This is a genomic window from Mucilaginibacter rubeus (assembly GCF_003286415.2).
In the GTDB taxonomy this organism is placed as follows: domain Bacteria; phylum Bacteroidota; class Bacteroidia; order Sphingobacteriales; family Sphingobacteriaceae; genus Mucilaginibacter; species Mucilaginibacter rubeus_A.
In genome coordinates, this window is the sequence record NZ_CP043450.1 from 100,511 (window position 1) to 112,976 (window position 12,466).

A 12,466-nucleotide genomic window follows, 5' to 3' on the forward strand; every position below is an offset into this window, starting at 1 on the left:
GAACACTGCCGGCGGATGCTGGGTTCACCTCTCGCCGAAGCGAAAAAAAATCTTGTGACAGACATTTATGTATTAAACCCAAACAAACAAAAGTATGAATTTTTATACGCACCCATGTCTTCTGCGTGATAATCGAAGACAATTAGTCAAAATTTTCATGATCATGAAAATCACGATATTTTTAATATTTCTATTTTGTCTTAATGCATCGGCCAGTACCTATGCGCAAAATATAAATCTATCGGAAAAGAATACCTCGGTTCAAAAAGTTATCGCCAAAATCAAAAGACAAAGCGGTTTTGCATTCTGGTATGAGAGTAAGTTGCTTAAACATGCAGGTACGGTAAGCGTAAACCTTCAAAATGGAACAATTCAGCAGGCGTTGGATATTGTTTTAAAAGATCTGGGCCTGGTTTATACCATCACCGATAATACTATCGTGATAGATGAGAAACCGGCATCTGCCGCTACTTTGCCCTGGGCACAAACTATTACCGGTAAAGTAACGGATGATAAAGGACAGCCATTGCCGGGTGTTAACGTTAGCATTAAAGGTACCTCAAAGCATACCGCAACAGATGCTAATGGCTTTTACAAGGTTATTGCGGAAAGCAACGAGGTGATAGTTTTTACTTTTGTGGGCTTCAAGAAAAAGGAAGTGGTTGTTAACGGGCAGCAGGAGATCAATGTTGCACTGGAAATGGATCAATCCAAACTGAACGACGTAGTTGTTGTAGGTTACGGCAGCCAGAAAAAAGTAAACCTTACCGGGGCTGTAAGTACAGTAAGCGGAAGTGTTTTGGAAGACAGGCCAATACCAAACGTTGGTCGCGGCTTACAGGGCCAGTTAGCCGGGTTGAATGTTACTTCATCCGATGGGCAGCCGGGAAGGGCTACTACTTTCAATATTCGTGGCTTTACATCTATTAACGGAGGCAGTCCTTTGGTATTGGTGGATGGTGTTACCACCGATATCAACAATATCAACCCTGATGATGTTGCAAGCGCTACGGTATTGAAGGATGCCGCTGCTGCCGCGGTTTACGGTTCAAGGGCGGCGTTTGGCGTTATCCTGATCACTACCAAAAGTGGTTCAAAACAAAGTAATGGTAAAGCAAAAGTAAGCTACAGTAATAACGTAGCCGTTCATAAAATTACCAATCTGCCCGATATTGTTACCGATCCGGCAACTGTGATCGATTTTAAAAACCAGGCGTACTCAGCCTACTATGGAGTCAATTTGTATAATACCGCCGCGGTTGATTACGCGCAGCAGCGTTCAAAAAATCCAAGTTTGCCTGCAGTTATAGTTGACCCTACTAATCCTAATGTTTACGATTATTTTGGCGCTACCAACTGGTTTAATGAACTATATAAACCCAATAACATAAGCCAAACGCATAACCTGAGTGTAAGCGGCGGCAGTGACAGGATCACCTACTACGTTTCGGCAGATTATAACAGGCAAAATGGTGTGTTCCGTTACAACCCTGATCATTATGACCGTATCAATATGCGGGCAAAGCTTGATTTTAAGGTTACCGAATGGATGCATATCTATACCAATACAGCTTATAACCGCACGGTTTATAATTACCCGTCATTATGGACATCGGACTGGACTTCGGGCGATTTGTATCACCAGATCGGTCGCTCCAATTCATTGTCTGTTCCAAGAAACCCTGATGGTTCTTACACTTCTGATGGTACGTATCTTGGCTTTTTGCAAGGTGGCGGCAGGGGCAATACCGTTACCAATCAGCCTCAAAATACCATTGGCTTTACCACATCATGGTTTAATAACACCTGGCGGGTTAAGGGAGACTATACTTTCCGATCGACTAATAATTACAACCAGGCGTATCATGTGGCTTTGCCTTATGAAACCGGCCCCAACCAGCCGATATCTTATGCCGGCCATAGCGATGCTTCCGCTTATTCGGACGATAATTCATACCAGGCTGTTAACCTGTACACCGAGTATGAAAAGAATTTTGGCAAGCATTACTTTAAGGGAATGGTTGGTTATAATCAGGAGCTGAATAAATACAACTACTTCTCGGCCCAGAACAATGATTTGATCAGCAACCAGGTTGGTTATCTTGATGTAACTACCGGTGCAACGCCTTCAGTGCATGGCAATGGCTATGAATGGGCAGTGCGCGGTGTTTTCTCCCGCTTAAACTATTCATATGATAATAAGTACCTTTTAGAGATAGATGGCCGTTATGATGGTTCTTCGCGTTTCCCGGTTAATGATCATTATGGTTTTTTCCCGTCGGCATCTGCAGGTTGGAGAGTATCTGAAGAGCCGTTTTTTAAAGGTTTAAGAGGAGTTGTTGATAACCTGAAACTGCGAGCTTCTTATGGTTCATTGGGTAATGACCAGAGTTTAGGTAACTATGATTTTATCTCAACGCTAAGCTCCAGCAAGATCGGCAATATATTAGGCGGCTCGCAGCCAACCGCGGTTTACCCTGCAACCCTTGTTTCACCGGCACTAACCTGGGAGAAAGTTTATAGTAAGGATGCCGGAATAGATATTACGCTCTTCGGCAAATTGAATGCAACGTTCGACTGGTATCAGCGTGATACAAAAAACATGATCACCAAAGGTTTCCAGCTTCCTGCCGTATTGGGGGCCACACAACCTAAAGAAAACGCGGCGGACCTGCGTACACAAGGCTGGGAGTTAAACCTGACCTATACCGACCAGTTTTTATTAGCGGGTAAGCCTTTCGTGTTTGGTGTGCGCGCCAACATCTGGGATGCGCAAACGGAAATTACCCGTTATAATAACCCTAATAAATTTTGGTTTGGCGGCGATTACTACGTGGGGCAGCATGTGGGCGATATTATGGGTTTAACCACCCTGGGTATTTTCCAGACAGACGCTGCAGCTAAAGCGGCACCAGATCAATCAAAACTACAGGGTTATTATGCCTGGAACAAAGCAGGTGAGCTACAATATGCCGACCTGAACCATGACGGTAAAATTGATTACGGCGACGGCACCATCGGCAATTCGGGCGACGCGCATGTGATCGGTAACACTACTCCCCGTTACAACTTTGGTTTCGGCGGCAATTTTTCATGGAATAATTTCGACTTCAGTATTTATTTCCAGGGCGTAGGCAAGCAGTCGTTTTGGCCTGGTACAAGCGGTTATTACTGGAGCAGCTTTTTTTCGCCATGGGATAATGTTTACAAAAACATTGTGGGTAATACCTGGACACCTCAAAACCCTAATGCCTTTTACCCAAGCCTGAAAGGCTGGCGTGCAGGTGATGCGGGCCAATGGATTGACCTTGCCGTACCACAAACCAGGTATACTTACAGCGCGGCTTATATCCGCCTTAAAAACCTTACGGTAGGCTATTCATTTAACTTGCCTGTATTTAAAAAGATAGGTGTAGACCGTTTAAGGCTGTATTTCAGCGGTGAAGACCTTTGGGAATCAGACAAGCTGCCACAAGGTTTCGACCCTGAAGGATTAAGCGGCAGCTGGGGTGCCGGCAAAGTATATCCATTCCAACGTGGCTATTCGTTCGGTATTAACGCTAAATTTTAATGCATTATGTTTTTCCTCATTAAAATGAAAAATATTCATATCATCATACTGTTTTTAATGATAAGCTGCTTATCATTAACATCTTGCCAAAAAGATAATTTCTTAAACAGGTACCCGGTATCCAGCTTAACGCAGCAAAACTTTTTTGCCAATGCCAATGACCTCAATACCTATTGCAACGGCCTGTATTCTTATGTGCCGGGTATCGGTACCATTGCCTTAGGCGATCAGCAAAGCGATAATTATGAAAATAACCCTTTTAACAAAGTCGTGGCCGGTCAGCTCCCTTTGCCTACCAGTGCAAGCCAGGCAGGCTGGACCTGGACGTACCTTCGCCAGGTAAATTACTTTTTGCAGAATTATCAGAAAGCTAATGCTTCTGAAGCAGTAAAAAGCCATTATGTTGGGGTAGCCCGCTTTTTCAGGGCCTGGTTTTATTTTGATATGGTAAAACGCTTTGGCGATGTGCCATGGTACGGCACTACCATTTTACCAAATGATAACGGCGAATTATACAAAGGCAGGGATCCGCGTAAACTGGTAATGGATTCGGTAATGGCGGATCTGAGTTTTGCAGCCGCCCATATCAACCCGACAGGCCCCTCAGGCACTATCACCAAATGGGCAGCCCTTGCATTGCAAGCCCGTGTAGGCTTACATGAAGGTACTTTCAGAAAATATCACGGTATAGACGGCGGGCAGTCATTTTTACAAACTGCTAATGACGCGGCACTTGCCGTTATGAAAAGCGGCACATTTAAATTGTACAGCACCGGTAGCCCCGACAAAGATTACCTGAACCTGTTTTTGTTTTATGCGCCTACCGATCCGCAGAATACCGAGGTAATGCTGGGTTACTATTACAGCAATACCCTGCATGTTACCACCGCGCTTGACGGTAATATGAGGGCTTACGGTTTAAGCCTTACCAAAAGTCTGTTAAATACATATCTTACTAAAAGTGGAACGGCTTATACATCTACAGCGGGCTATGCCACACAGATGATCAAAGACGAGTTCACCAATCGTGATCCGCGGATGGCGCAAACCGTTTTACCGCCTACGGTAACCTATGGCGATTTAAAAGGTGCACGTATCTTAGGCCCTGCACCAACAGGTTATCAGCAGATCAAATATTATGATCCGGCTACACCCACCTACAATACCAACTACAACGCGGGCATTGTGTTCCGTTATGCGGAAATGCTGCTGATCTATGCCGAATCAAAAGCAGAACTTGCAGCTGCCGGAACAGGTAGCTTTAGCCAAAGCGATCTGGATATGTCTGTAAACCTGCTGCGCGACAGGGTGGGCATGCCACATTTAACCATGGCTGCAACTGTCGATCCTCTGCTGGCGGCTACTTATCCTAACGTATCCGGATCATTGCAAAGCATGTTGCTGGAGATTCGCAGGGAACGCCGTGTGGAACTGGCCTGTGAAAACTTCCGTTATGATGATTTGATGCGCTGGAAAAGCGGAGCATTACTGGCACAAACCTTTACGGGTATGTACTTCCCAGGTCTGGGTACCTATGACATTGATGGCGACGGGCAACCTGATGTAAGCCTGGTAACAGCTAAGCCGGCTACCACACTACCTAATGTATCATACTTTGTGATAGGCAAGGATATTTATTTAAGTAATGGTAACAGCGGTAATGTGATAGTTAACCCTACGCTGGTTAAAACTTTTACCGATCCTAAAAACTATTATTTCCCGCTTCCAACTACGGAGTTATTGCTCAACAAAAATTTAACCCAAAACCCGGGCTGGTAAAACCATCCTCAGCATAATTTAATATGAACAGAAGAGAGATTTTAAAAGGCGCGGGGATCCTCGCAGCAGCGGGATTGGTTACACGAGGTAGCAGCGTTGCAAACGCGGCCGAAAATATAAATGCAAAACCGGTATTAAAGGTTGCCCACATTACTGATGTGCATATCAGGCCCGATCTGGATGCCCCTCAAAAATTTAAGAAATGCCTTGAAACCATTAAAGCAGAAAAGGTAGACTTTTTCCTGAATGGCGGCGATTCCATTTTTGATGCATCCTATGATAACGTAAAACGCGAGCGCGTTACCGAGTTATGGAGCATATGGGATGATTGCATGAAAAGCCTGAAAGGATACGAAGTGCATAGCTGCATTGGCAACCATGATAACTGGTGGGCCGCACCGGATCACTCGGATGCCATGTACGGAAAGGATTACGTAGTGAAACGGCTTGGAATCCCTAACAGGTATTACAGCTTCAGCAAATCGGGCTGGCATTTTATTATTTTGGATGGCAACAATCCGTCCATTACGCTGGATGATGAGCAGTTTAACTGGCTGAAAAAAGAACTGGAGCAATTACCTGCTAACTCACCGGTGCTGTTGATGTCGCATTACCCGATATTGGGCGTAACCCCATACTGGGAAGGTGGCATGCACTCTGATTATAAAAAGTTAAAAGCCTTGTTCTATCAGCATCGCGATAAGGTAAAAGTATGTTTAAGCGGGCACAACCACCTGCTGGATACGGCTTCTTATAACGGTACTCAATATTTTTGTAATGGTGCCATGAGCGGCTTTTGGTGGGGCAAAGGCGATGAAAAATCTGCCGGAGAAGGTTATTATGAAGAAACTCCGCCGGGTTATGCGATCCTTGAGCTATACCAGGACGGTAGTGTTAAAAATGTTTATAAGCCACATCCGTTTTAAGGATAAGTTATAAAGCATGTTTATTTTTAAGTGTGTATATCCGGAAGGATGTACACACTTTTTTTTATGATGCGGATGCTTAGCCCTGCCGTTTAACCATCTCATTGATCCAGATCGGGGCGAAGGGCGATGTACAGCCTTTTGAAACAGGGTAGTTGCGATAGATTCCCAGGCGTTCTCCGATCTTGATAGCACGCTCGCGATGAGTAAGATGATTGATCCCAATTTGTGCCAGGGCAGAATTCATAGTCCATTGTACTTCAGGCGCAGCTTTGGGCATTTCTTTTTCAATCCTGTCAAGGATAGCCGGGATGTCAAGGCCTTCGGGGTTTCTCGCTATTCGTCCGCTGGTAAGGCTCCAGCCAAGCCGTGAGGCCATTGAGTCATCAGAAAGCAGCCAGCTTTCGCGTAATTTTTCCCTGTCGGGATATTCTTTAATAACGTAGGCGTACAGCCAGTCGATAACCTGTGTAAACCGCTCCGACCGCACCATACTGTCCAACTCCTCGGTTGACAGCAGTTTGGGTACAATAATCAGTGTTGACAATAAACGGGCTTCAACATTGCCGGTTTCCCATAATGCTTTAGCCAGTTGATGATCGCTTTTGATCGTGTCCGCTACTTTTCTGATATCTCCAAGCTTCACCCCAAATTGATTATCATGAGCTCCGTTCTTTTTACTGTGAAGGCGCATTTTTTCATTTCCGAGAGATTGAAGTTTAATGAGGATTTCGGCAGTAGTCATATCGCAGGGTTTAAACTAACCGAAGTTAGGTTATTGACCAATAGCTTATGCTTTATTGTGAAAAAAACCTCCGTATTGAAACCGATTAAACAAAAAAGGGAGCGATGATAACATAGCTCTCTATAAAATAATGCTCTTTATTAAAACGGATATTTCAATCCGGTGGCCTTTTCGGCAAACGCCCATAATTGGGTTCCCTGGTTTTCATCGTTAGCGGCCTCACTGATATTGGCCGGTGCTGGATAGCCGTGTAGTTCATGCTCGCCATCGGGCCCGTAATAGCCTCCTCCTTTAACCTCGGTAGCAGTTGCGGCAAACAGGGTAGGCAAAGCGCCCTGCCATGCCGGCATTAACGTTTTAAACCGTTCAAGGGCTGCCTGGTAATCGGCTTCTGGCATGTGCCTCGAAAGCTCTGTTTCGGTTACGCCTGGATGTGCCCCTGCCGAGAGTAGATCAATACCTGATGAATTTAATCGCCGTTGAAACTCAATCGTAAACTGCAGATCGGCTAATTTACTGATGGCATATTCCCGGTATGGATCATAGGATTGTTCGAGTTTTAGGTTCTCAAAATCTACATTAGTGGCAAACCTGTGCGCTCCACTGCTCACTGTTACAACCCTCGCGCCGGGATGTTTTTTTAACAAAGGATATAAACGACCGGTTAGCGCGAAATGGCCGAGAAAGTTGATGCCAAACTGTAATTCATAACCTTCGGCGGTTTGGCCCGCAGGGGGGATCATAACGCCGGCGTTGTTAATAAGGATATCAATTTTATTATAATTTGCTTTGATAGCTTCAGCAAATGCTTTTACCGATTCAAGGCTTGCCAGATCAATTACCCCCTCTTCCGCAACGCCTTTAAAGCCTCGATTGTTGATCTCGCTTACTGCCTGTTTAACTTTTTCGATGTCCCGTCCCGCGATAACTACCCGTGCTCCGGCCTCACATAAGGCAAGCGCTGTTTCAAAACCTATACCCGTATTTGCACCTGTAACTATGGCTATTTTACCGCTTTGATCAGGGATATTCTCTTTTGTCCACATATCTGTTCTTTTTGAGAGCAAAGATCAGCCGATACAGAGGATACTGACGTACCCGAAACAAACCATTACATACAATAATCAATCAACTTTATGATTGTCTGAACTGCTTAGGGCTAAAACCAGTGTGCCTCTTAAAAAATGCGGAAAAATGATTGGATTCATCAAAACCAAGCGACCACGCTATTTCACTTACTGCCCAGTCGCTGTTTTTTAGAAGCGTTTTGGCTTCCTGCAGCATCCTGTTACTGATAAGTTGGGAGGTAGAATTACCGGTAATTTCTTTCAACGCTTTGTTGAGATGGTTTACATGAACATTTAAGCTATCTGCAAAAGCAGAGGCGGACGAGAGCACTACTCTTTGGTTATTTAATTCGATTGGGTATTGCCGCTCCAATAATTCGGAAAATAAAACAGCAATACGCTCATGGGCAGTGGCACCAAGCGATGGTTTGCCATAAGCAGGCTGAAGCTTCTGCGCTTCATGAACGGTTTCCATCAATAAATTGCGCAACAGATCATATTTGTAAGCGTAGCTGCTATTTAGCTCATCCTGCATTTTGCTGAAAATATCTTGAAACTGCTGCAGCTGAGCTGGGGTTAATGTGATAACCGCGTTTTCGGCCGACATGAAAACAGGATAGTTTTGCAGCCTGCCAAAATTGTTAAAAAATGCTTCGGTGAAAATACATATGAACCCTGTTTGTATCTCGCTAATAGGTTCCCAATGATAAGGGACCATCGGATTGGTAAAAACTAACGCGCTTTCGTCGATCTCGTAACACCTGTCGGCATAGTGAATTTTACTGTGCCCGGTTACCAAACTTACTTTGTAGTAATCGCGGCGGCTATACACCGGCGGTTTATTACCCGAAACAGATAAGTCTTCAACCCTGATGATATTGAAATGGCCGGTATCCGCCCCCTGCGGATCCGAATCAGCGTTTACTTTACTATAAAATGAATCGAGCTTCAAAAATGTAGTCATATACAAATCAATAACACTGTGCGTGCAAATTTACAATCATGAATTTCACAAGTACGGGTCACGGGTGTTAATTTACATTGATGTGCCTATTGATGATATAAATGGTACAAATGTACTCAGGTTCAGGATTGTCCGGCCGGCGGTTTAGTTTGTCTGCTTCATACTGAAAGCACTTAGGTTTTGCCTGTTTTTGACGCAATTTTGAGTCATCAAACAAATCAAACACTAAATATCATGACAACTAAAAAAGTAAAAACAATCTATTGGATAGGAGCAGCATTAACTTCATTATGGTTTGCAGCAAGCGGTTTTGGCGAACTTACCAAAAATCAATTTGTATGGGACATCACCTTGAAATTGGGCTACCCTCCGCACTTTATTTATATCCTTGGTGTTGCTAAGATTACAGGTGTAGCAGTACTTTTAACACCAAACAAGTTCCTTAGGTTAAAAGAATGGGTATTTGCCGGTATCTTCTTCGATATCATCTTTGCCTTTTTATCTAAACTTGCCGTTCTTAATTTCGCTGCTACCGCAGATGCTATCGTAGCATTCATAATGGTATCAGTAACTTACATTATGTTCCGTAAATTGTATCCTGCAGCATATGTAAAACCTGCCATTGCATAAGCGGATATTCAACTATCGGTCACATCAGACTATCAATATTTATCAGGAGGCTATCCAAAAAGGGTAGCCTCTTTTTTTTGCAATAACGTAAGCTGTGTCTGCTATATATCCGATGATTAGCAAGCTTGGTCGGTGAAAAGCAGCCGAACGCCGATTGTTCCGGCGGGTATATGATTGGCAGGTTATATTTGAATAATTCAACTTATAGTAAGCATTAATATCATGATAAAACCCCAATCTGCATGGTCACGTCGAAGCTTTATTACGGCTCTTGCTGGAACAAGTGCCGCAATAATGTTAAACCCGTTAACAACCTGGGCCATTGACGAAATAGATCCGAGAGTGGCAGCAATTGTAGCCGCTACAATTGGCATTGATACCCATAATCATATCGATGTTCCCCTTGTTGCTGCCGAGGTGCCCGGCCCGAATATCGACCTGGCCGGCGAGATGAAAAAGTCTGGCTTGTCTGCAATCTGCATGACCTTCGCACTTGATTATCAAAAACTGACTAACCCAGGCGAAGCCTACGAGCGGTTTTTGAATGGGCTCGCCGCCATGGATCAGCAGTTAAAAAATAATAGTATGAAACGGGCATTGAATTTGGCAGACCTTCGTAAAGCCCACGAGCAGCATCAGCCTACGGTTATTCAATCGATAGAGGGCGGTCACTTCCTGGAAGGAAAGTTGGACAGGCTTAGTGTAGCGTATGACCGGGGATTGAGGCATCTTGGCCTACTTCATGACAATGATGCATCGGTGCCATTGGGCGATGTTTATACCAATGCTCCTCGCTGGGGAGGGTTAACCCAATTTGGTGCGGATATTATAAAAGAGTGTAACCGATTGGGCATTCTGATTGACCTTGCGCACGCTAACGGCGAAACCATCGCCGCCGCGCTTAAGCTAGCCGCAAGCCCTGTTATTGTTTCGCATACTGGTTTGGATACACAGCTTGGCGGCAATCCCAATATGGCCCAGATGATGCGCCCGAGACTGATTAGCAAGGAGCAGGCTAAAATTATTGCAGATGCTGGTGGTGTGATTGGCGTATGGACACATTTAGCCGATACCCCGCTGGAGTATGCTCAAAATATTCGTGCTTTGGTTGATGTTATTGGGGTTGACCATGTTTGCATTGGTACCGATACTAAATTAACCCCGCCTTACAGAAGTGCGGGCGGATTTGGCCCGCGGCCAAATAATCCTGGTCCGCCGCCGGGAGGCGCTCCGGATGATCGCCATGATAAAGGGCCCGGCGATGACGGTCGTAAAGGTCCTGGGGGTGGCCAAAACAAAGGCAGGGTAGGCGAGCGCACCAACGAAGCCTGGCAGGATCAAAAAGCAGGTTTTTACTATGCCGTGGTTGACGCCATGTTAAAAACAGGTTTTACGGCAGATGAGATAGGTAAAATAGGAGGTGGCAATTTCTGCCGTGTGTTTGATGCTGCTACATCTGGCCGTCATTGATGTTTGCAAATAGGCTTATATATTATAATTCAGTATGATAGGATTATAGCACATCTTAGTAAAAATCAGATTACTTGTAGGTTTGTTTTTTGGAATTATGTAATTTGTCGTAAACCAAAAAACATACCTATGAATTCTCGTCGTGATTTTTTACAGAAATTGGGTTTGTCGGCCCTGGCCCTTCAGCTCGCACCGTTATCAAACTGGGCTGCTGAAACAAAAACTATTGAACCGGCCTATGACGGCCCAATGTTACGTGTAGCTATTTTGGGGCTTGGGGGATACGGCGGCATGGTTGCCGAAGCCATGCGGTCATGCACCAAAGCTAAGCTGGTAGGTCTGATAAGCGGCACACCCTCAAAAATTAAAACATGGCAGGCTAAATACGGTATCCCCGAAAAAAACTGCTACAACTATCAGAATTTCGATAATATCAAAAATAACCCCGACATCGATGCCGTGTATGTGATTACGCCCAATGGCCTGCACCGTGATTTTGTATTGCGGGTAGCTGCCGCCGGCAAACATGCCATATGCGAAAAACCAATGGCAGTTAACGCAAAAGAGGGGCAGGAAATGGTTGATGCCTGCAAAAAAGCCAATGTAAAACTGCTGGTTGGTTACCGCATGCATTTTGAACCCAAAACATTAGAGGTGATCAGGATGAGGCAAAGCGGCGAGTTTGGAAAGATCAGATTTTTTCAGGGGCAATGTGGTTTCACTATCGGCGATCCAACACAATGGCGGTTAAACAAACAGTTGGCCGGAGGAGGATCCATGATGGATATCGGAATATATGCCATCAACGGATCACGCTATATGACGGGGGAAGAGCCAATATGGGTAACGGCCCAGGAAACCAAAACAGACCCGGTAAAATTTAAGGAAGGGGTTGATGAAACTATCCAGTTCCAGTTTGGCTTTCCCAGCGGGGCGGTGGCCTCGTGTTTGTCTACCTATAATATGAACAATCTCGACCGTTTTTTCCTGGATGGTGATAAAGGCTTTGCCGAAATGCAGCCTTCTACAGGTTACGGGCCTATCAGAGGGCGCACCCATTTAGGTGAGCTTAATCAACCGGTAACAACTCACCAAACGGTGCAAATGGATGAGATGGCCGAGATCATATTTAACAATAAAAAGCCTGTAGTGCCTGTGGATGGAGAAGAAGCTGTAAAAGACCTTAAACTTATTGATGCTATTTACCAGGCAGTTAAAACTGGAAAAAAGGTTGAAGTAAGCATCTAAAGGCTTGCCTGTATTGTCATATTTGGCAAAACCTGTAACAAGGTGGCAGCATGCTCATCTAAATTA

The 12,466-nt window shown here is 44.7% G+C and carries 9 protein-coding genes; 6 read left to right on the top strand and 3 right to left on the bottom strand.

Annotation, left to right across the window (positions count from 1 at the left end):
• Positions 1-163: 163 nt before the first annotated feature.
• Genes DEO27_RS00430 through DEO27_RS00440 form a run of 3 tightly spaced genes read left to right on the top strand, consistent with a single transcriptional unit; the run spans position 164 to position 6,276 of the window.
• A complete protein-coding gene (locus tag DEO27_RS00430) occupies positions 164-3,571 on the top strand; it encodes a TonB-dependent receptor (protein WP_190295292.1) in 3,408 nt (1,135 codons plus the stop codon).
• 24 nt (positions 3,572-3,595) lie between these two features.
• Positions 3,596-5,350, top strand: coding sequence for a RagB/SusD family nutrient uptake outer membrane protein (locus DEO27_RS00435; protein WP_223818113.1), 1,755 nt, complete (start codon positions 3,596-3,598; stop codon positions 5,348-5,350).
• Positions 5,351-5,373: 23 nt separating this feature from the next.
• Entirely contained in the window at positions 5,374-6,276 is a 903-nt protein-coding gene (locus DEO27_RS00440) for a metallophosphoesterase family protein (protein WP_112573439.1), read from the top strand.
• Positions 6,277-6,355: 79 nt separating this feature from the next.
• Here the strand turns inward: DEO27_RS00440 and DEO27_RS00445 are convergent, their stop codons facing one another.
• The 3 genes from DEO27_RS00445 to DEO27_RS00455 form a co-directional block, all read right to left on the bottom strand.
• Positions 6,356-7,021: a DNA alkylation repair protein gene (locus tag DEO27_RS00445; protein WP_112573441.1), complete on the bottom strand. Its 666-nt coding sequence runs from the start codon at positions 7,019-7,021 to the stop codon at positions 6,356-6,358.
• Positions 7,022-7,161: 140 nt separating this feature from the next.
• Positions 7,162-8,067 (bottom strand): oxidoreductase, encoded by a 906-nt coding sequence (locus tag DEO27_RS00450; protein WP_112573443.1) that lies wholly within the window; start codon positions 8,065-8,067, stop codon positions 7,162-7,164.
• Between the two features lie 88 nt (positions 8,068-8,155).
• On the bottom strand, positions 8,156-9,052 hold the full coding sequence (locus DEO27_RS00455; RefSeq protein ID WP_112573445.1) for a helix-turn-helix domain-containing protein: 897 nt from the start codon (positions 9,050-9,052) through the stop codon (positions 8,156-8,158).
• Between the two features lie 234 nt (positions 9,053-9,286).
• Here DEO27_RS00455 and DEO27_RS00460 point away from each other — a divergent pair, with 234 nt between their 5' ends.
• The 3 genes from DEO27_RS00460 to DEO27_RS00470 all read left to right on the top strand — a co-directional run bounded on the left by DEO27_RS00460 (position 9,287) and on the right by DEO27_RS00470 (position 12,400).
• Positions 9,287-9,682 (top strand): DoxX family protein, encoded by a 396-nt coding sequence (locus DEO27_RS00460; RefSeq protein WP_112573446.1) that lies wholly within the window; start codon positions 9,287-9,289, stop codon positions 9,680-9,682.
• A gap of 294 nt (positions 9,683-9,976) precedes the next feature.
• A complete protein-coding gene (locus tag DEO27_RS00465) occupies positions 9,977-11,152 on the top strand; it encodes a dipeptidase (RefSeq protein ID WP_223818114.1) in 1,176 nt (391 codons plus the stop codon).
• Positions 11,153-11,281: 129 nt separating this feature from the next.
• Positions 11,282-12,400, top strand: coding sequence for a Gfo/Idh/MocA family protein (locus DEO27_RS00470; RefSeq protein ID WP_112573450.1), 1,119 nt, complete (start codon positions 11,282-11,284; stop codon positions 12,398-12,400).
• The last annotated feature ends 66 nt before the right edge of the window (positions 12,401-12,466 follow it).